The following is a 19,351-nucleotide window of genomic DNA, read 5'->3' as shown; positions in this document are numbered from 1 at the left end:
AAATAGCTTGGCTTCCCGATTGAACAGCGCGTTCATACGAGCGTCATCAACGCGACCAGGAGCAACCGCCATGACCACCGAAATCAGCAACCACGCCAACCTTCTCCGTGTCCGCTTCACCCGCAAGCCCGTCGACCTGCAGGAGGTGCTGGCGGCCACACCTTACGACGAACGTCCAGAGCCGGTGATCATCAGCGAAACCCGCGAATTGACCTCCGCCGAGTACGATGTCTTTTCCAGCACGCTGCTGCAAGACCGCGACTGGCTGGCCGGCAAAGGCGGGTACCCAGACCAGACCACACGGCACGTCGTCGAAGTCAAAGCCGAGAATCGCAAGACCCTGTACGTCGACCCCTCGGGCAGCGCATACGGGCGTTACGTCGGCATTGCCATCGAGGGTTGAAAAAGATGCAGAAGGCGCTTGGCTTCTCAATCGAACAGCGCGTTCATACGGGTGTCGCAACGATCAACCCGAAGGAGAAAACGATGACCACCACCAAGCAAATCCCCGCTACCCAAAACGAAGCCTGGGGTTTTTGGGGCACGATGAACAACGATGCCCAAGCCGCCTGGCCCACCGCGATGACCGCGATCTCGGACGCCACTTGCCAGCCCCTCGAATCGGTCAGGGCCTTCCTCGACAGCCGCCACGGGCGGCACTTTGCAGACGATGTTCTGAACGAGATGCTCCGGGGCCACGCCATCAAGCAAGCGGCCGACGCGGCGGTCACCCGCTGGATGGACTGGACGATTGGCCGCCAGACCAGCAAAGAGTACGGCATCCCGCGCGGCCTGCCTTACCTGACGGGCTTTGTGATTCACTGCGAGATCATCGAAGAAGAAGTCGCCGCCTGATCGAAGGCGACGCCATCCGCCAAGCGGGTGGCCTGCGCCCCGGCATAGTCCTGCCAACGGCGCACGATCACATCCACGTACTTCGGGTCGAGCTCGATGAGCCGCGCCCGCCGTCCCGACTTCTCAGCGGCGATCAGCGTGCTGCCGGATCCGCCAAACGGGTCGAGCACCACGTCGCTCGGGCGACTGGAATTGCGAATCGCCCGTTCCACCAGTTCCACCGGCTTCATGGTTGGGTGCAGATCGTTCTTGTGCGGCTTCTTGATCTGCCAGACGTCGCCCTGGTCGCGGTCACCGCACCAGTGGCGCTCGCCACCCTCCGGCCATCCGTAGAGGATGGGCTCGTACTGGCGCTGGTAGTCGGCACGCCCCAAGGTGAAGGTATTCTTGGCCCAGATGACGAACGTCGACCAGTGGCCACCGGCAGCCCGGAAGGCGGATTGCAGGGTGTCGAGTTCGCTGGAGGACATCGCGACGTAGATGCCACCCCGGCAGTGCGCCAAGGCTGGCGTCAGCGCGGCCAGCAGAAAATCGTAGAAGCCATCGCCGAGGTTGTCGTTCAGGATCGCGCGGTTCTTGCCGCGCATCTTGTCCTTGGCGCTGTTGGCGTAGTTCACGTTGTAGGGCGGGTCGGTAAAAACCATGCCGGCCAACTCGTCGCCCAGCACCGTGGCGTAAGCATCGGCATCGGTGGCATCGCCGCAAAGCACACGATGCTCGCCGCAGATCCAGACGTCGCCCGGTCGGGAAACCGGGATCTCCGATACCTCCGGGGCAGCGTCCTCGTCGGTCTGACCCTCGGTAGTCGTCTCGCCGCCAGCAAGCAGATCAGACAAGGCATCGGCGTCGAAACCGGTCAGGGTCAGATCGAAGTCGTCATCCTGCAAGGCGACCAATTCCACCTGCAGCATCGCTTCGTCCCAGCCCGCGTTCTCGGCAATCCGGTTGTCAGCGATCACCAGCGCCCGGCGTTGGGTTGGGGTCAGGTGGTCAAGCACCACGACCGGTACCGTTTCGATGCCGAGCTTCTGGGCGGCGGCGAGTCGGCCATGCCCGGCAACGATCACGCCATCGCTGCCCGCAAGAATTGGATTGGTGAAACCGAACTCCGCAATCGACGCAGCGATCTGAGCCACCTGCGTATCGGAATGGGTGCGCGCATTTCTGGCGTAGGGCACAAGCTTGGCTGTCGGCCACTGCTCGATCTTGTCGGCGAGCCAGGAGATGCTCATGCCGACGCTCCCAATCGTTCGGCGGCAACCTCATCGAAAGCCTGCCCGGTGGCCATTAGTGTCACCGGCACATCGGGGAAGTTCTGCTGGAAGCGCTTGACCGCCACATCGACATACTCGGGAGCGATCTCCGTTGCCCGGGTCACTCGCCCGGTACGCTGGGCGGCAAGGATGGTGGTGCCAGAACCGCAGAACGGCTCGAACACGATCTCGCCCTCGTCGGTGTAGGACTCCAGCACGAACTCGGGCAGCGCCACCGGAAACACGGCCGGGTGATCGATGTCCTGACCGATCTTGCCCTTGTGCCGCATGATGCGAATCACCGAGTCGGGAATGCGGAAATCCTGGGTGACGGTGCCGACGTGGTTCCACGCCGTCTTGCTGCCATCCTTGTTGCGCATGCCACCGGCGCTGGTGCCATCGCCGCGCAGATGGGTGTCGCGCCCGGCATAGATGCAAGGCACGATCTTGTTGGGGCGACGCGCCTCGCTGTCCTTCCGGTTGAAGTGGAAGACGAATTCGAAGGCCGGTGCGAGCCGACCGTTCCAGTCGCCGGGTAGCCCCGGCCCCTGATCCCAGACGTACCAGGCGAAACGCCGCCAGCCTTGAGTACGCATCCAGTCGAGCCAGGCATGCCAGTACGGAATGACTTCCTGCTCGCGGTGGATCAGCCCGAGATTGACCAGCACCTGGCCGGTCGGGGCCATCGGCAGCTGGGCGAAAACGCCGCGCATCATGGCATCCCAATCGATGATGGTGTTCGTGTAGTCGCGCTGGTTACCATAGGGCGGCGACGTGAAGCAGAGCGCCGCTTGCTCGCCGGCCATCAGTGCCACGATCACAGCCGGATCGGTGGCGTCGCCGCAGACCACCCGGTGCGCACCCAATGCCCAGACATCACCGGGCTGAGAGACAGGCGTCGCCGGAGTGGCTGGTACGTCGTCGGCCACATCGGGTTCGTCGCTCTCCTGCGCGTCGTCCGCTTCGCCGTCGACTGCGACGTCGGTGGCGAGCAACTGCTCGATCTCGGCATCGTCGAAGCCGGTGAGCGCAAGGTCGTATCCCACCTCGGACAACTCGGCCAGTTCCAGCGCCAGCATCGCGTCATCCCATCCGGCATCGAGCGCCAGGCGGTTGTCTGAAATCACGTAGGCGCGCTTCTGGGTGGGCGACAGGTAAGCCAGTTCGATGACCGGCACTTCGGCCAGCTCCAACTTGCGCGCAGCTGCCAGCCGACCGTGGCCGGCAATGATGCCGTTCTCGCCGTCCACCAGGATCGGATTCGTCCAGCCGTACTCGACGATGCTGGCGGCAATCTTCGCCACCTGCTCATCGTTGTGCGTCCTCGGATTCCGGGCGTAGGGGATCAGCGTCTCGACCTTGCGGTACTCGACGTTGAGCATGTTCAGTTCGGGTTTCCAAAAAAGGTGCGGCCCGGACGGGTGAAAGGAGGAAAGCCCCGTCACGGGCCACGAGGGTCGCTGCTGCGGTAGAAACCAAAAGGCCCGCGCAGTGGCGGGCCGGTCGGACTGGGGTGCAAACCTGCAAACCCTGCAAACCTCGGTTTGCAGTTTGACGCTAGCGAAATGCCGCGCTGTCGCCCCCCGCATTGGCTTTTGGCCAGGAAGGACCCGTTGATTTCCGGGTGGCTCCCTCTGCCGTCACCTCTGTCCAGAAGATAGCTGAAATACTACCCCCGACCGGCCCGTTTTGTTGCAGGGCTACCGGGTCTCGAAAAGGACAAACGAGGCAAGGCGAGGACAAACACGGCAGGCATTACCCTAAATTGCCCACGTTTTTGGAGCATCCATTGTCAATGGCTCGCTGTGTGGAGCGTGATCACTGTGCGCGCAGCGTGACACCGCCGTGCGCTGCATTGAGGTGGTCGGCGACCGTTTGCAATGCCCGCTGCCAATGCCGCCATGCCGTCGTTCGGTCGCAGGCAAAGCGGATCGTTATGTCTCGCCACCCGTAGCGCTTGGCCCGCATCCAGACCAAGTGCCTGTGTTCCTCCTCCAGCCACTGGACCCAGCGCATGACCTCCAGCATCCGCTCGATGGCAGCAGGGTCGGGAGGAAAGCGGTAGACCGCCGGTTCCGCGCCAAGGTTTTCCCAGGGCATGCGTTTGATCGCAGGCCAGCAGTTGAAGTAGCCCTGCACACGCACGGGTGGCAAACGGCGTGCAGTGCTGGCCGCCTCCTCGAAGCGAGCGGCTATGTCCTCGATTGTCCAAGCGTTGCGACGGTCAGCCATGGCGTCGTCCTCCTGCACCGTAGAGGCGCTCGCCGATCTGGCGCACCAATTCGCGCTCCATCCAGTCGAGGCGTTCGTCGTCAGCGGAGACGACCAGGATGCGCTGGTCGTGCCAGCCACGCTCTTTGATCGCGGCCAGATCCGTGGCCTGGGGTTGCAGCCGACCAAGGGGGCAGCGGTATTGGGGTGTCGGCACTTTCACGTCACACCTCCTGCGTCTCGACCGCCCAGTGCAATAGCGCCAGGGCATCGGCTTCGTTGTCATCGACTGGGATGTGACCGCGCTCTCGGACGGACGCGATCATTTCGTCCTTGCCCGCATTGCCCTTGCCGGTCGCGTGCTTCTTGATCGTGCCGACCGGAACACCCTGGTATGGAATGTTGTGATGCTCACACCACGCAGTCAGGTGCCCCATGAAACCGCCATAGGCGTGCGCCGCGTCCATGCCCGCGTGCCGTCGAACTTCCTCGAAGAACACCGCGTTGATATGGTTGCTGGTCGAGAGCAGTTCGTTGAGCCAGCGCTTGAAACGAAGGAAGCGCATTCCGCCACCCTCGAATCTCTGCGGCTTGAAGTGCTCCGTGCCACTGGTGATGGTGCCGTCCAGGTGCTGCAAAGCCCACCCGGTGTGTGTGCCCAGATCAAGGGCCAGGATCGTTGTGTTCATCGTCGTGCTCCAGTTCGGGGGGCGAGTGACGGATGCGACGGGTTCTTGGGATAACAGCCTTTACGTGCGCGCACGCGTAGCGCGTCAATCAGGAAACCCGTCAAATCCGTCACTCGCCCGGATTGCTCAGTCATCTCGGTAGGGGAAGCCATGGTTGTACGGCTTGGGTCTGAGGGCGATGCCCGCGATGCCGCGTGCGCCCCCGGTCAGCCGACATTTCTCGAACTTGCGGGTCGCCATCAGTTCGGAGAAACGCTTGATCGAGCCCACGTACTCGCCCGCGCGTTCGGCCCATTCACGCCAGTCGGCAAACAGTTCGGAGACGCCTTCGCGGTGAGACTTGGCCAGCAGGCAGCGCTCTTCGATCCATTGCCCGAGCGCGTCCTCGGCTTCGAAATACTCCTCGGTTGCCGACACCACGCTGGCGGGCGGCTTCAGACCCTGGCGTTGCCAAAGGCTGCAACCATCGACCGCCCACGCCAGAATGCCGTCCCGTTCCTTGAGCAGCTTCTCGGTCAGCCTGCCGTCACGCCGTTCGGGCGGGATCGTCACCGTGAAAGGGATCAGGTGCAGTCGCCGCTTCATCGCTTCGTCCACGTTGCGAATCGAGGGCTTGTGGTTGCCCGCGATCACCAACTTGAACTGCGGCATGTACTCGAAGAAGTCCTGGCGCATGAAGCGCGCGGACACCTTGTCACCCCCGGTGATGGCCTTGACCTTGGATTCGTTCCAGCGCCGACCCTGCTCGGTTTCGATGGATGACACGAAACGTGCGCCGCGCAGGCCCGCCAGATCGGTCGGATGCCGGTCGGTGCGCGCCTCCATGAACGTGTCCATCGGCGCGTTGGCGGCGTAGTCGCCAAGGATCGTGGTCAGCACGTTGACGAACACCGACTTGCCGTTCGCGCCAGTGCCGTACAGGAAAAACAGCGCGTGCTCGCTGGTCACGCCTGTCAGGCAGTAGCCGACCATCAGTTGCAGGTAGGCCATCAGCTCGGCATCGCCGCCGGTGACGTCGGCCAGGAATGCGCGCCACGTCGGGCTGTCACCCTGCGGTGTGGCGGTGGCCACCTTGGTCATCCTGTCGTCGCGTCGGTGCGGGCGCATCCGGCCCGTGCGCAGATCGACCACGCCGCCCGGGGTGTTGAGCACCCAGACGTCGGCATCCCACTCTTCGGCAGTGGAGGCGTGCTTCGGATCGGAACGCGCGATTTTCTCGACCGAGGAGATCGTCGCCGAGCTGGCCAGCTTGCCCTTGAGCCGGGGGCTGTCCGCTTTGAGCGACGCCATCCGGCAGATGCCGCGTGAGAGGTGAGACACGTAGAGCACCTGATCCGGATTCCAGCGCACGCCCGTCCAGACCAGCCACTTGCCCCACAGCGCGCAGTAGCGCCAGTCCTCACCGTAGCGGCGCGTGAAGGTCGAGGACAGACCGTCTTCCGTCGTCCAATCGACGCCAGTCAGAAGATCGGGCGGCGGCGTTTCCTCGACCGAGCGCATCACTGGCATCCGTTCGCCGACAGCGAGGAAGCCTCCCACGTCGAAGCCCTCGGGGATGGCATCAGCTGCGTCCCAACCATCTGGCTTGTCGTCGGGCGGTACCAGGATGGCGACCGTGGTCGCGCCCGCATTCAGGATCGCCTGCGATGCGCGGTCGGCGTAATCCCAGCCCGGCGCATCCCGGTCAGGCCAGATCAGCACCGACTTGCCCGCCAGCGGCGACCAGTCGGTCTTGTCGACCGGGGCGTTCGCGCCGTGCATCGCCGTGGTGGCCGCCACGCCGATGGCGATCAAGGCCTGCGCGCATTTTTCGCCCTCGACCAACACGACGTGGCCAGCAGCAGCCAAGCCCGGCTGGTTGTACAGCGGGCGGGGATCTGGCGGAGCCATCTTGCGCCGCTTGGCATCCCACGGCCGGAATTCCTTCTTGCGGCCCGGAGGGTCATAGCGGTAGACGACGGCGATCAACTTGCCCGTGGCATCGAAGTAGTCCCACTTGGCAGTGGCCGGGCCAAGATCGTCGACCGGGGCTTCCATCTTGGCTTTGCGAACAGGCACTGACCGAGAGCGACCGAGCAGATCGGCAGCCTCGTCGAGCACACGAGGAAAGTCGGTGTGGATGTTGGCCTCGAGATAAGCCGCGATCAGCGCGAAGATATCGCCGCCGTCGCCCGTGGCGCGATCTGTCCACAGGCCCGCTTTCTCGCCTTCGAGCACGACTTCGAGGCTGTCACCCGGACTGCCGAGAATGTCGCCAATGAGGAACTTGCCCCGGCGCTTCTTGCCTGCCGGAAACATCGTGGTCAGCACCGAGTCCATTCGTGCGATCAGTTCGGCGCGAATCTCGTCGCGCTGAGATTCCCGGTCGTGCTCCACAGTTTGAGTGGTGTCGTTGAAGTCGATCATTCGGCCCCCTCGACAGATGCGTCCGCATCCTGAGCATCACGGCCTTGTACGGCAGTGCTGCGCGTGGCCCACGCTGAGAGTTCAGACAAGCGGTAGCGCACCAGACCGCCCATCAAGTAGTGCGGAATCCGGTACTTGCTGCGCATGGCGTGGTCGGCGAACCAGTAGTACGGCAGGCGCAGTGCGGCGGCGGCCTGCTTGGCGTCGATCATCGGTTCGATGGCATTCGTCAGAGTGTTGGTATCGGTCATGCTGGTGTCCTCCAGCAGCGGTCTTGCCACGCGCACATCCGGCATTCGAAATGGGTCGGGTCATTGAAGGCGCGAGGCAGGAGTTCTCCTGCCTCGGTCGCCGTGATGACCTTCACCGCCCGATCCGACATGCGCTGGGCCAGTGCTGCGTCAAAGGGCACGGCCTCGGTGTAGATCTCCATCGTGTCGGCGTTCACCGCCGTGAAAATCGCCGGGTGCTCGTGTAGTTCGAGATAGGCCTGATACAGCGCGACTTGCGCCGCGTAGACAGGCTTGGAAATGGCGAGCCGGTTTTTCTCCAGATCGCGCCAGGACTTCGAGCCGAGGCACTTGTTTTCCCAAAGGGCCGGATAGGCGAAGCCCTCGGGGCCACCGACGAACACGCCGTCGATGTGGCCCTGCAGGCGTCCGTCAGCCACTGAGAAACCGAACTGCTCGCCGTCGGCCTTGTGGGTGCGCAGATCGAAGCCCGCATCCCGCAGCCATCCGACCATGCACTCTTCGTTGACCTGGCCACGCTCAAAGATGCGCAATATCCGACCCTGCACGTCGCGCCCGTAGTCGACCGGTGCTTGCGCAAACTCGTACTGCAGCGCGCGTTCGCAGGCCACGCCCAAGCGGGATGCGCCAAGGTAGTGGCGCACCGACTGCCGGGCACGCGCTCGCTGCAGACCGGCGTCGACCAGCACGCTGATTTGCCCGGACACGCTTGCCGTGGAATTGAAGTCCATCATGGCGTGGTCTCCCACGGCAGATCGTCCTCAAGATCGGCAAACGGGTTCGCCAAGGGATCGGGCGTTGGTGGCATGCCACGCACCGGCGGAAACTTGGTCGCCTCGTGATGCTCGACCATTGCCTCGGTGTAGCGGGTGACGATGGCGTCGATAACCCGCAGCGCTTCGGCTTCCGAGTAATCCCCGAGGGGCTTCGTGAAGCCAATTTCGCCAGCCGCTTCACCGAATGCCTTCAGGCACTTTTTCATCGAGGCGATCTCGATGTCAGAGGGATCGATCATCACGACCTCCCTGCGTTTGCCCGGCTCGTCCTTGGCTTTGAGCCAGTTGCCGTACATCGCGTGAAAGACGTTCTGGCAGCGCTGCGAGCAGAACACCCAGTCGATGGGGTAGCGGCGGGGATTGCCGACACCGTGTCGGTTGTCGGTGTGACCGAATCCCCGTGCCTGACGTTTGCAGACCCAGCATTTCACGCCACCTCCTCAAACTCGTCGATCAACAGACCGAGCTGCAGCGCGCCGCCCGCGAAGGCTGCCTCGCAGCGCCTGCTGAAATCGCGGTAGTTGGTCGAGCAGCGCGCAATCGCCGTCACCGAATGAATCTGCTGCTCCAGCCGCGTCAGCCCTTTGTCGGTCAGCCACTGGTGGTGCTTGTCCGAGATGCGCTTGCGACTGCGAATCTCATCGAGCAACTCCTCCGGCAACACCGGCCCGTAGACCCAGCGCTGGGTGATCTGGCCAAGGACGTGGGGCGGGTTCTGGGCGTGGCCCTGGTACTTCCAGCCAAACAGACGGTAGATGGCGCGGTAGTAGTCGGCGTGAAAGCGCCGTTCCCACGAACCACTGGATTGGCGCAGCAGCTTGGCGATCAAGTCCTGCAGTGCGTCGGGCGCACGGTGGAACTGGTAGCCCGTTGCCTCGTCGATCAGCGCGACCTCGCCGGTGGTGGCCAGCGCGTGCATGATCTTCATGCAGTTGGGGACGATGCCCTTGCGAGCCTTGTGCAGCGTTCCGGTCAGCGCCGCATTGACCACGGCAGACGCGAGGTCAGCGATGATTCCGGCCGGGAAGAACTGCGTCTGCCGACCGGACGGCAGCAAAATCGGCTCACGTGTTTTCTCCAATTCCGACAAGGAGTTAGGCGCGAAATCCGTGAGGAACCGGGCGAATCGGCCACCCTTGTGGCCTTCGTGGAAGCCGAGCAATTTGGCAAGCTGGCGGCGCACGTAGCCGCGCTCGCCACCCTTGAGGACAACTGCCTCGCATTCCAGATCGCCGAAATGGACGACGCCGTAGTGGCTGGCAGTGAGAATGGGTGCGTTCATGGCCATCCCCCTCACTGCGCCCATGACGGTTTGCCCGTCACGGGTGCGCGTTGTGGAGCAGCAGCGGGAGCCTGATAAACAGGTGCTGCCTGTGCGGGAGCGCCAGAGTTGCCACCGCCGGAGTTGGCCTTGGCCGCGACACCCTTTAACTTGGCGTAGTCGGCGTGGTCAGGCTCGACCGCCACCTTGACCACATTGCGATCCGCACCCTTGGCGTCCTTTTCGATATCAACGCGAACGATGAATTCGATGCCGTCCAGTTCATGAAAGCCCTGGATGCGGCGTGCGGCGGTGGCCTGCGGTGTGTTGTCCTGCGGATGGATATTGCGGGCACTGTTGAGCGCAGCGCGGATGAAACTGCGTCCCATCTGACCCCAGGTCGGCCCCTTCTTGGACAGCAGGCCGATGTTGCTCCACATCTTGCGTTTGGCATGCTCACCGTCGGTGACCACAAACTCGGCAGAGAGGTAGATCGAGCCGGTGTCGAAGGATTCGGTGGCGTAGCCGCCACCCCAGCCTTGTTCGGGATCGTCGTAACCACCGGGTTTGATGGTCATGCGCACCGGTACAACGGTGCCCTTGGGGATCAGATCGAAACCGGACTGCTGTGAGTCGGCGTCATTGAAGTCATTCCATGTATTGGCGGTCATTGCGATTACTCCTTGGATTCGGTATGGGTTTGGGCGGCGGTGCCGGACGTGGAAGCGCTGCTGGCGCACTTGGCGATCAGCGCGCCCAGATGCGGCGGCTCCAGCACGTCGAGGCGACCGCTGCGGTCTTTGGCGGGGAAGCCGTAGGGATTGACGGTGTGGGTGACGAAGGCGCGATACGAACTGCCGTCATCGGCCTTGAGCTCGGCCAGCGTCACGACCTCGTCGACGATCCCGGGCAGCTCAAGGCTGGTCTTGCTGCCTTCGATCTGCGGCACGAACACCTTGCGATTGAAGTCATCCAAGCGTTCGTCGAGGATCGCCACGAAGATCACGTTCTTGCCCCGGGCGTGCTGCAAGTGGGTCAAGGCACCGATCATTTCCTGCCCGAGCAGTCCGTAGGCCGTGCGCAGATCAGGCTTGCCGGAACGGTCGCTGACCGCACTAGGCTGGGCCTTGCACCAAGCGAAGCACTGGCGCGACAACTGCGTGATCGAGTCCAGGAAAAAGGTCTGGTAACGATCCAGTTGCGTGGTGTCGCCAAACTTCTCGATGACGTGGTCGTAGTGCGCCTGCGAAAACGCGCTCTCGGCAGGCAAGGACTTGTCCGGGCCGGCGAGGAACACGAAAAAGTCGCGGCTCTCCGGCCAGGATGCCGGACGGATGGTGTCGCCCGGCCAATCCGCCACGGACAGATCGCCCGCCTCAATGTCGAGGAACAGCGTCGTGGCGGGATCGAGGTCTTTGAGGCGGGTGGTTTTGCCGATGCCGGATTTGCCCAGCAGCAAGAGCTTGACGCCCTTGCGTTCAGCCATGCGCTCGACGGCGGACACGATGGGGAGCTTTTTCATGGTGCGTCCCCCTCGATGGTCAGCGTGAACGAGGGCTTGCCGGGTTCTACAGTGCGCGCGGCAGCGAACTGCTGCTGCAGCGCCGGAGGCCAATTGGTGTAGCGCGACTCCGATATGGCCAGCTTGACGTCGATGTAGCCTTCGACCTTCTCGCCGGAGGACACGATGCGTTCGGCAATTTCGGCCAACTGCTTCTGGTTCCAGCTGACCTTCTTGGGCAACTCGAACTTGATGTGCAGCGGGCCATCGCTGATGTGGGCAGTGCCGAAGTCGCGGCCGGAGTCGCGCAGTGCGGTGCGGCCCTGTTCGCCGAAGCGTTGATCCAACGCGGCATCGAGCTTGGTGCGCGTTTTTTTGGCCCAATCGATCAGGTGATCGAGGTTGGCGTCAGCCTCGGCCAGCTGGGCGGGCGGCAGGTTGGCCAGTTGGCTCACCGACATTGCGGCGAGGTCAGCGGGGAATACGGTCAGATCGCTCATGGCCGCCCCCCTTACTGGTATGCCCGAGCGAAGGTCGAGTAGCGCGAAACGCGCCGCTCGAAGGCTTCAACTTCGGAGATCAGGTAGGTGACACGGGCACCCAGCTTGCAGAAGACTGGGCCCAAGGACTCTTGCCGCCACCGGCGCAGAGTTTTGACGGAGAGCCCCCAGCGGGTAGCGAGCTCGTTTTCATCGATGGCGATGCGCGTGGCACCGTCTCGAATGTTCCGGCGGTGTGGCCGACCGGATTCAACTGATGGGACTTGGTTTTGCATTTCGATGTGCCTCCTTTATGAAATGGGCACATCGAAGTTTCCGCATGGATTTATGGGCGGTGTCTGGTTCCGTTTATGGTCGGATTTATGGGTTGCGGCGCACTCGGTAACGCGCACGTCGCGCTTTTTCAATCACATCTCCTCGATCCTCGGGGCCGCCGAAAGCGTCGTCGAATGACTGATAGCCGGTGTTGGCCAGCCCGTTGACCTCTGCCCACGACATTTCCGGTGGTGCCTTTCCTACTTCGCCCCACATCACCTTGATGATCTTTGCGCGCTCGGGAGCGAGCTCGCGTGACGTGACGAAATGCGGCAATTTCAAGCGGTCGCCCTGAAGGAATTGGGCTGGCTCGGGGATGCCATTGATCGTCAAGAATCCACGCAAAACCCGGTCGAACGCGCTCGCGTCGAAAACGTCCTCCCCGCCTTCCACGCGAACGAAATCGTTCAGGCTGCGCAAAACATGATCACGAGGCAGACTGTCGCTGCTCGGTCGATGCCGAAGGAGCACACCACCGCGAGGCCAGACCGGATCGCACAGCACTGGCGTCGTTTCTGCGGCCGGTGCGCGCTCCCATAAACGTCCGACGAACACCGGCGCGAAATCGTGGGTGCCAGCGATTCGCGCATTACCGAGGTGCCAGAGGTGATCGGGTACCCGGGTACGCTGTTGCGATAGCTGTCGTGGCTCGATGCCGATCAGACTGCACAGATCGGTGAGCCACGTATCAATGCGCAACGTGTAAAGCACGATGTCAGAGAGCGGGCGCGTGACGATTTGAGATCGCTGTTGGGGGCTCCGGTACCGGAACACGCCAGCGTCCTCGTCAATATCGGCCTCGACCTCTTCCTCCGAATCGAGGAAAGGCACCATCACACGAGTCAAGTAGCCATCCTCAACCACCCACCGGCGGCGAACAAATTCGGCGCGGTGGTGGCCGACGGTGGAGGAAATTGCGCGCGGCTCAACGCTGCGCACGCGCTCAATGGTGTTGAAATATTCCAAATACGCAGACATGGCGTGCTCCTCAGAATTCACACAAGACGCCGAGCCGCGCCAATTGCTCGATCACGCGCTTGCGGTCATCCTCGGTCTTGCTCTTGTCGTTCAGGCCATTGGGCGACGTAATCTGGACGGCCACGTTATGGGCTTTGCGGTGCGGTTGCTTTGCCATCCGGAAAACCAGCTTCACCTGTGACAAGGCATAACCGGTCAGATCATCCAATCCGTAGTCGTCATAGGCGACTTGGTAGATGTGACGGGCATCGCGCCGATCCCGACCAATCATCAGCGTGCTCGACAGGTGCTGGACAATGTCGCGCCCGTTGGCTTCGTCGATGGTGCTCTGCTCGAAGGGGCGCGCGATCTTCACTTGCAGGATCGAGATTTTCTCCACGCCGTCGACGAGATGCTGTTCAAGGCGCTTGAGCATGGCGTGCGTCGAAAAACCCAGCAGATCGAATTCACGCATTGGCATGTCGTTGATCGCCCCCTCGCAGGCCAGCACGACATCACGGAAGATGGTAGCCAGGTCACGGCGCGACTCCTTGTCCTCGCAGAACACGCCAAGCGCACCCGTGCCAGGCTCCCACGAGAAGATGGCCGACATGGCTGCTGGTTCTTCGTGGTCAATCACTTCACCGTCGGCGACTTGTTTGAAATGCGCCGTCGAACCATTGAAGGTTGCAGTGAGCGTATGTAACAGCACTGGCGTCGAGTCGTCTGCGTCCTCCCCGCCACAGCGATCCGCATGAGCAAGGTCGCGGCGCGTGAATTGCTCGATGAGAATCTGGTCGGCGGCCACCTTCGGATAGAGGGCTGCGATCCGGGTGCGCAGCACATCCTGCACGTCGACGTCGACCTTGGGCTCGATGCCTTTTGGCCCGAGGTAATGGCTGGAGAAGTTTTCACTCTTCCACTGCCGATGCATCACTTGCAGGCGCTCGGCGTGCTCGAAGCGGTGTTCGGCCTTGACGCCGTCCGATGGAAATTCCTGGAGGAGATGCAGGTGCAGCGCGCGGCTGTACCTGTCGGTTGGCGCAACGAGTACCGCCGCGTCGCCCTCATTTTTTTCCTCGAGCAAGGACTGGACGGCCTGCGCACCGTACTCATCGTCCAGCAGCACCACCAGTTCAGCCGCACGCTCGATGCGCTGCTGTTTATCGGGCATGAGTTTGGCCACAACGTGAAACATGGCCTTACGCGCCGGAATCGGCAGCACACCCTTTGCGACCTCAACCAGCGCCGCGATTTCAGGCAGCGTGGTGTCGGCGGCACGCTCGACCAAGGTCAAGATGAGCGCCGGTCGCTTTACCTTGCGCGCCAGGGTGACGAAATGCTCCATGCAAGGGAGGACATCGGGGCCATCGTCCGATTGCCGGTTGCGCACTTTCTTTGATGTCTGCTGATCTGCAGCCGACTCTTTTTGATTTGCGATGTTGTTTTGTTCGACTGCCGTCATCATGAAATTCCTTTGCTGAATGAAGTGCGCGATTGCGCGAACAGTTAATTACTGGTTTCAAAAAATGCCGACACGAAGTCGGCGGCTAGGTGAGAGCAAGTATCAAGCGATACCTGCCCCCGGTGTCAGAAGGCCGTAACGTTCCATCCGAACCTGGATGAATCGCCGGTGAACGCCGAAGCGTTTTGCCAAGGCCCTCTGCAAACACTCCATGTCGAAGAAGCCAATGTCACCATCGGCGGTCAGCCGCATCGTGGTGCCGGGCAGCTCCGGATCTAGAGACGGGCTACGGTGGATCGTCACACCGTGCTTCGGTGCCAGTGTCTCTACCGCGCGGTACAAATGCTGTCGCGGCACAAGCAGTGACCCCATGAATTCGTTGGCGCGCAGCTCGGCAAAATGGACATTGCGCACAAGCTCACTGTTACGTGCTGCGCTCGGCTCTGGCTGTTTTGCCAAGTGCTCGGCGTCACGAGTCGTGGTGCGGTATGCCTTGCGTGCCAGCTCGGCGGGATCGTCAAACAGGCCGGGGCCTTGAGCAGCGGCGGCAATCCAGCTCGGCGCATCAAAAATGGCGTGGCCAAGCTCGTGGGCAAAGGTACTGAGCACCAGCTCTTCGGATGCCGTTTCGCTGACAGGCGAGACGGACAGCATGGTGGCATCCGGTGATGCCTCGGGATCAAACTCGCAAACACCTAATACCGGATTTCCCTGCTCGTCGTTGACGGCGTGCTCGGTGTCTACCCACAGGGCGAACTGGATGCCGTTAATTTTCAGGCTACTGATGTCGCGCAACACAGACAGCGAGATGGCGTCGGTGTTGGCATCAACCAGTTGCTGGCGAGCCAGCACTGCAATGCCTTCGACTTCAGAATGTTTGATGTAGCGAGGGAGTTTCCGGTCACAGCACCGGTAGGCGAGAGTTAACTCCGGCATTCATTTCTCTCCCGTCGCGCGTTTGCGATACATCCGAACGATATCGCCCACGTCCTCTCGCATGTCCGGCGGGAGTCGACTAGCTTCGATGAACGCCTCATCGGGGTTCTCACCAAGAATTTCTGCAGCTTTGCGGATCAGTTCGTCCTTGGGCGGCTTTTCCATCTCGCGCTCAATGCGCGACCAATAGGCCGGTGAGATGTCGAGTTGGCGCGCAAAGTCATTCATCGCGATGCCCTTCGCGTCTCGTTTTTGCCTGATGTAGGTTCCGAAACCCATAATGTGACCCAGTTGCGTGATTGGTTAATTGACGCAATCATAACGACAGCAATCGCCGCCGTCAACTGTTTTGTTAACGCGCAATTTACGAATTGCGGCGACCGCAAGAAATGACCGCCGATTGCTCTCCTTTGCCATCCTCTTCGGAAGATCGGATTGATCATTTGTGACAGTTGCTATTCCCCGGAGCCGTCATGAAGAACCTCGAACTTGCATCTCCCTCGGAGATGAGCGCCAGCGCCCGTGCTGGTGAAATCACTACCATCCTTGCGGCAGCCATCGTTCGCACACTTGTCGCCAACGAGCCGAAACAGAGAGAAGTTGGCCTTGGCTTCCTGCCCGACCAGCGCGTTCATACAACCCCCTATCAACAGGAGAAGTTGTGATGAACGAGAAACAAGCATCTGTCGCTGCGCGCATTGCCGAACTGGCTTGCATGCCGATGTCTGAACTCTGGACGGTGTGGGATCGATATTTCCCTCGCCGCCCGGACTACCCGAACCGCACGCACGTCGAGTCGCGCCTCGCCTACAAGCTGCAAGAGGAAGCCTTCGGCGGCCTCGCGCCCGAGACGAAGCTGCGACTGGAATCCATTGGCGCGAAGCATTCCAAGATCAAGCTGCGCGCCAAGCGACGCGAGTTCGATTTCGCGCCGGGCACGATCTTGTTGCGCGAATGGGGTGAGCGCGAGCATCAGGTGTCGGTCACCGCCGAGGGCCGTTTCGAGTACGAGGGCCACACTTTCAAAAGCCTGACGGCGGTGGCCCGACATATCACTGGCCAGCATTGGAGTGGGCCGCTGTTCTTCGGCCTGATCACAGGTGGTGCGCGATGAGCGACATTGCTTCCACCAAGGCGCGCAAGCGTTGCGCCGTCTACTGCCGGGTATCCACGGACGAACGTCTCGATCAGGAATTCAACTCCATCGACGCACAGAAGGAGGCGGGCCACGCCTACATCGCCAGTCAGCGCACCGAGGGCTGGATTTCGGTGGCGGACGACTACGATGACCCCGGGTTTTCCGGTGGCAACACCGAGCGTCCGGCGCTCAAGCGCCTGATGGCCGACATTGAGCGTGGCAGGATCGACATCGTGGTGGTCTACAAGATCGACCGCCTGACACGCAGTCTTGCCGACTTCTCCAAGATGGTGGAGGTGTTCGAGCGCCACGAGGTGTCCTTCGTCTCGGTCACCCAGCAGTTCAACACCACCACTCCGATGGGGCGGCTGATGCTGAACGTCCTGCTGTCCTTCGCCCAATTCGAGCGCGAAGTCACCGGTGAGCGCATCCGCGACAAGATCGCAGCCGCCAAGCGCAAGGGCATGTGGATGGGTGGCGTACCGTCCTTGGGTTATGACGTCGAAAACCGTCTGCTGGTCATCAACGAAGCCGAGGCGGCCGTGGTGCAGCGGATCTTCAAGGAAATGCTGACCATTGGCTCACCGACACAGATTGCAGCCAGCCTGACCTTGGATGGCATCACCACCAAGTCGTGGACAACACAGGAAGGCCAGACCCGTAGCGGCACCCGCATAGACAAGAAGTACCTGCACAAGTTGCTGCGCAACCGCATCTACTTGGGGGAGCTGTCGCACAAGGGGAACTGGTACCCCGGAGCGCACCCGCCGATCATTGACCAGACGCTTTGGGACAAGGTGCATGCGGTGCTGGCCAAGGACGGCCACGCGCGGTCGGTGGAGACCAAGATCCGGTCGCGCACGGATGCCTTGTTGCGCGGCCTGCTGTACGCCCCATCGGGCGAACGGATGTACCCGACCTACTCGCGCAAGAGTGGGCGCAAATACCACTACTACGTGTCCAAGTCGGAAAGCCGCTTCGGTGCGCCGGGCAAGAGCTACGAGCGTCTGCCCGCGCCGGAGATCGAGGCGGCGGTGGTGGCGCAAATCCGCACAGTGCTGACCAGCCCCGAGTCCATCGCCTCGGTGGTACGCCACATCCAGCGCAACGGCGCGCAGATTGACGAAGCCAGTACGGTGATGGCGATGGGGCGACTCAACGACGTGTGGGATCAGTTGTTCCCGGTCGAGCGCCACCGCGTTGCCAACCTGATGATCGAGCGCATCGACCTCGTTCACATCGGCGAGGTACAGGGAATCAAGGTGAAGTGGCGAGAGCTGGGGTGGGACAAGTTGATCGGTGAATTTGCCCCGAGAGGGATTGGTGCGGAACTGCTGGAGGTCGAAGCCTGATGGACAGCTCGTTCGAAACCTTTGTGCCTCTTCATTTCAAACGAAAAAAGGGAAAGTTGCTCGTCGACGGAAGATCGTCTGCCCATGACGTACAGATCATCGAGGCCGTCGCTCGGGCAACGTACTGGCACTCCCTGCTCGACTCGGGTGCCTTCAAGAACGTGGTCGAAATCGCACGACTCGAAGGGTTGATGCCGACGACGGTTGGTCGGCTCTTGCGGTTGGCGCGCCTTGCCCCCGACATCGTTGAACAGTTCATGATGGGATGTCAGCCGCGAAGGCTGACCCTGCTGTGGCTGATGCGAAACGACATCCCCGCGCTCTGGCCAGACCAACGCCAAATGCTTGAGCAATTCAAATAGGAGGCGCGATGTCCAAGAAGCACTACGGCAAGCAGACAGGTCGTCCAGTCACCCATGAACTCCCAACGCCCGCCGGTGGCGTGCGACTGGAAACCTTTGTGCCCTGGAGGCTGGTGCAGCGAGGGTTCAAGAAGCAGATCATCACGCCATTGGATGCGCCACAGGAATTCCTGTCCGAAGCCACCCGGGAGCGTGAGGCTCGGGCAGCAGCGCAGGACAGCGCACTGCTGCGGTCACTCGGACTGGCGCACCACTGGCAGCGGTTGCTGGACGAGGAGCGCGCAGCGACGGTGGCCGACATTGCCACAGCCGAGGGCATAGACGTAACGCAGGTGCGTCGCGTCCTACGCCTGACTCTGTTGGCTCCGGACGTCATCGAACGCTTGGTGGGCGCGCCTGACATTATGCTGGAGCAGGTGATGCGCCGCCCCTTGCCCTGTGGTTGGGGCGATCAGATGAGGGTGCTCGCGCCGCCCGTGTGACCACGTCAAGCACTGTGCCAACAACCGCCTCCGGGCGGTTTTTTTGCGCCTGCGTTATGCTCGGTCGCTTCTGCCACAGGAGTTTCCAGCCACAACCGACCGCCTCGAAACCCGCGCCAATACAGGAACTGGCCTCGCGCACGCTCGCGTGACCACCAGAGAGAACGGAGAACAGAGAGGCTTGGGCAGGGGTGAAAATGCGGGGTTCGTGTGAGTGGCGCTCGCGAGGCCATGCCCGGAATCCGCGCCAGTACTGGCGGGAACGGACGAAAAAAAACCAACCGATAAGGGTTGGTTTTTGAATTACTGGTGGCCAGTCGCGGAATCGAACCACGGACACGCGGATTTTCAGTCCGCTGCTCTACCAACTGAGCTAACTGGCCAAGAAGGGGCGCATTATAACGACTCCTACCCGCTTCGTCAAAAACAAGCCTTGTCCAGGGTGCGTTTAAATCTGTTGGTCAAAGAAGCCTAATCTCAATGGCACTACCTTAGGCTGAATATCAGCCATTTTCCTTTTCACCTGGAGAGTGACAAGTTCTCCCCCTTCAGATCGTTTCTTTGGCGAGTCGGAGATTGGATAGTTCTGTTCCCAGCTCGATCCATCGGTCGATGAGAAGCTTCATGCGTTCGTAGTTTTT

25 protein-coding genes and 1 tRNA gene are annotated in these 19,351 nt (G+C 61.7%); 7 read left to right on the top strand and 19 right to left on the bottom strand.

Going from position 1 to position 19,351, the window contains the following annotated elements:
* Positions 1 to 70: 70 nt before the first annotated feature.
* The gene (locus Q1J43_RS08155; protein WP_301101963.1) at positions 71 to 403 is read left to right on the top strand and encodes a hypothetical protein; all 333 of its coding nucleotides are present in this window, start codon (positions 71 to 73) and stop codon (positions 401 to 403) included.
* 5 nt (positions 404 to 408) lie between these two features.
* Positions 409 to 855, top strand: a complete 447-nt coding sequence (locus tag Q1J43_RS08150; protein ID WP_301101962.1) for a hypothetical protein — start codon at positions 409 to 411, stop codon at positions 853 to 855.
* On the opposite strand, the gene Q1J43_RS08145 is transcribed toward Q1J43_RS08150, so the two are convergent.
* The 18 genes from Q1J43_RS08145 to Q1J43_RS08060 all read right to left on the bottom strand — a co-directional run bounded on the left by Q1J43_RS08145 (position 819) and on the right by Q1J43_RS08060 (position 15,655).
* The gene (locus Q1J43_RS08145; RefSeq protein WP_301101961.1) at positions 819 to 2,087 is read right to left on the bottom strand and encodes a site-specific DNA-methyltransferase; all 1,269 of its coding nucleotides are present in this window, start codon (positions 2,085 to 2,087) and stop codon (positions 819 to 821) included. The genes Q1J43_RS08150 and Q1J43_RS08145 overlap by 37 nt on opposite strands.
* The gene (locus tag Q1J43_RS08140; RefSeq protein ID WP_301101960.1) at positions 2,084 to 3,490 is read right to left on the bottom strand and encodes a site-specific DNA-methyltransferase; all 1,407 of its coding nucleotides are present in this window, start codon (positions 3,488 to 3,490) and stop codon (positions 2,084 to 2,086) included. Before Q1J43_RS08140 ends, Q1J43_RS08145 begins: the two co-directional genes overlap by 4 nt.
* Positions 3,491 to 3,926: 436 nt before the next feature.
* A complete protein-coding gene (locus Q1J43_RS08135; RefSeq protein ID WP_301101959.1) occupies positions 3,927 to 4,340 on the bottom strand; it encodes a DUF6362 family protein in 414 nt (137 codons plus the stop codon).
* The gene (locus Q1J43_RS08130; protein WP_366141863.1) at positions 4,333 to 4,542 is read right to left on the bottom strand and encodes a hypothetical protein; all 210 of its coding nucleotides are present in this window, start codon (positions 4,540 to 4,542) and stop codon (positions 4,333 to 4,335) included. Before Q1J43_RS08130 ends, Q1J43_RS08135 begins: the two co-directional genes overlap by 8 nt.
* A gap of 1 nt (position 4,543) precedes the next feature.
* Complete coding sequence (locus Q1J43_RS08125; protein ID WP_301101957.1) at positions 4,544 to 5,008, bottom strand: hypothetical protein; 465 nt, start codon at positions 5,006 to 5,008, stop codon at positions 4,544 to 4,546.
* Positions 5,009 to 5,134: 126 nt separating this feature from the next.
* Positions 5,135 to 7,414: a phage/plasmid primase, P4 family gene (locus tag Q1J43_RS08120; RefSeq protein WP_301101956.1), complete on the bottom strand. Its 2,280-nt coding sequence runs from the start codon at positions 7,412 to 7,414 to the stop codon at positions 5,135 to 5,137.
* Positions 7,411 to 7,665 carry a hypothetical protein gene (locus Q1J43_RS08115; RefSeq protein WP_301101955.1) on the bottom strand — a complete coding sequence of 85 codons (255 nt, stop codon included), beginning with the start codon at positions 7,663 to 7,665 and terminating at the stop codon, positions 7,411 to 7,413. Before Q1J43_RS08115 ends, Q1J43_RS08120 begins: the two co-directional genes overlap by 4 nt.
* On the bottom strand, positions 7,662 to 8,399 hold the full coding sequence (locus tag Q1J43_RS08110) for a hypothetical protein (RefSeq protein ID WP_301101954.1): 738 nt from the start codon (positions 8,397 to 8,399) through the stop codon (positions 7,662 to 7,664). Before Q1J43_RS08110 ends, Q1J43_RS08115 begins: the two co-directional genes overlap by 4 nt.
* The gene (locus tag Q1J43_RS08105) at positions 8,396 to 8,872 is read right to left on the bottom strand and encodes a DUF6511 domain-containing protein (protein ID WP_012080544.1); all 477 of its coding nucleotides are present in this window, start codon (positions 8,870 to 8,872) and stop codon (positions 8,396 to 8,398) included. Before Q1J43_RS08105 ends, Q1J43_RS08110 begins: the two co-directional genes overlap by 4 nt.
* Positions 8,869 to 9,723 (bottom strand): P63C domain-containing protein, encoded by an 855-nt coding sequence (locus Q1J43_RS08100; RefSeq protein WP_301101953.1) that lies wholly within the window; start codon positions 9,721 to 9,723, stop codon positions 8,869 to 8,871. The genes Q1J43_RS08105 and Q1J43_RS08100 overlap by 4 nt, the downstream gene beginning before the upstream one ends.
* Positions 9,724 to 9,734: 11 nt before the next feature.
* The gene (locus Q1J43_RS08095; RefSeq protein WP_301101952.1) at positions 9,735 to 10,373 is read right to left on the bottom strand and encodes a hypothetical protein; all 639 of its coding nucleotides are present in this window, start codon (positions 10,371 to 10,373) and stop codon (positions 9,735 to 9,737) included.
* Between the two features lie 5 nt (positions 10,374 to 10,378).
* On the bottom strand, positions 10,379 to 11,224 hold the full coding sequence (locus tag Q1J43_RS08090; protein WP_301101951.1) for an ATP-binding protein: 846 nt from the start codon (positions 11,222 to 11,224) through the stop codon (positions 10,379 to 10,381).
* Positions 11,221 to 11,703, bottom strand: a complete 483-nt coding sequence (locus tag Q1J43_RS08085) for a hypothetical protein (protein ID WP_301101950.1) — start codon at positions 11,701 to 11,703, stop codon at positions 11,221 to 11,223. The genes Q1J43_RS08090 and Q1J43_RS08085 overlap by 4 nt, the downstream gene beginning before the upstream one ends.
* 11 nt (positions 11,704 to 11,714) lie before the next feature.
* Entirely contained in the window at positions 11,715 to 11,978 is a 264-nt protein-coding gene (locus Q1J43_RS08080) for a DNA-binding protein (RefSeq protein WP_301101949.1), read from the bottom strand.
* An 85-nt stretch (positions 11,979 to 12,063) separates the two neighbouring features.
* Positions 12,064 to 12,996 carry a hypothetical protein gene (locus Q1J43_RS08075; protein ID WP_301101948.1) on the bottom strand — a complete coding sequence of 311 codons (933 nt, stop codon included), beginning with the start codon at positions 12,994 to 12,996 and terminating at the stop codon, positions 12,064 to 12,066.
* Between the two features lie 10 nt (positions 12,997 to 13,006).
* Positions 13,007 to 14,443, bottom strand: coding sequence for a hypothetical protein (locus tag Q1J43_RS08070; RefSeq protein WP_301101947.1), 1,437 nt, complete (start codon positions 14,441 to 14,443; stop codon positions 13,007 to 13,009).
* 99 nt (positions 14,444 to 14,542) lie between these two features.
* The gene (locus Q1J43_RS08065; RefSeq protein WP_301101946.1) at positions 14,543 to 15,376 is read right to left on the bottom strand and encodes a hypothetical protein; all 834 of its coding nucleotides are present in this window, start codon (positions 15,374 to 15,376) and stop codon (positions 14,543 to 14,545) included.
* Positions 15,377 to 15,655 (bottom strand): helix-turn-helix transcriptional regulator, encoded by a 279-nt coding sequence (locus Q1J43_RS08060; protein WP_301101945.1) that lies wholly within the window; start codon positions 15,653 to 15,655, stop codon positions 15,377 to 15,379.
* Between the two features lie 194 nt (positions 15,656 to 15,849).
* Here Q1J43_RS08060 and Q1J43_RS08055 point away from each other — a divergent pair, with 194 nt between their 5' ends.
* From Q1J43_RS08055 to Q1J43_RS08035, 5 genes are read left to right on the top strand one after another with little or no spacing between them, the layout of a single operon-like run.
* Positions 15,850 to 16,041, top strand: coding sequence for a hypothetical protein (locus Q1J43_RS08055; RefSeq protein WP_301101944.1), 192 nt, complete (start codon positions 15,850 to 15,852; stop codon positions 16,039 to 16,041).
* A complete protein-coding gene (locus tag Q1J43_RS08050) occupies positions 16,041 to 16,490 on the top strand; it encodes a DUF2924 domain-containing protein (protein WP_301101943.1) in 450 nt (149 codons plus the stop codon). The genes Q1J43_RS08055 and Q1J43_RS08050 overlap by 1 nt, the downstream gene beginning before the upstream one ends.
* Positions 16,487 to 17,866, top strand: a complete 1,380-nt coding sequence (locus Q1J43_RS08045; protein ID WP_301101942.1) for a recombinase family protein — start codon at positions 16,487 to 16,489, stop codon at positions 17,864 to 17,866. Before Q1J43_RS08050 ends, Q1J43_RS08045 begins: the two co-directional genes overlap by 4 nt.
* Complete coding sequence (locus tag Q1J43_RS08040; RefSeq protein ID WP_301101940.1) at positions 17,866 to 18,228, top strand: site-specific recombinase resolvase; 363 nt, start codon at positions 17,866 to 17,868, stop codon at positions 18,226 to 18,228. The genes Q1J43_RS08045 and Q1J43_RS08040 overlap by 1 nt, the downstream gene beginning before the upstream one ends.
* An 8-nt stretch (positions 18,229 to 18,236) precedes the next feature.
* Positions 18,237 to 18,710 carry a hypothetical protein gene (locus Q1J43_RS08035; protein ID WP_301101938.1) on the top strand — a complete coding sequence of 158 codons (474 nt, stop codon included), beginning with the start codon at positions 18,237 to 18,239 and terminating at the stop codon, positions 18,708 to 18,710.
* Between the two features lie 307 nt (positions 18,711 to 19,017).
* On the opposite strand, the gene Q1J43_RS08030 is transcribed toward Q1J43_RS08035, so the two are convergent.
* Positions 19,018 to 19,093: transfer RNA gene (locus Q1J43_RS08030), tRNA-Phe, on the bottom strand.
* Positions 19,094 to 19,351 lie beyond the last annotated feature (258 nt).

The sequence above is a fragment of the Propionivibrio sp. genome (genome assembly GCF_029255185.1).
Lineage (GTDB): Bacteria > Pseudomonadota > Gammaproteobacteria > Burkholderiales > Rhodocyclaceae > Propionivibrio.
The sequence above is the reverse complement of the archived record's forward strand: the minus strand, read 5'-3'. Positions and strand labels throughout refer to the sequence as shown.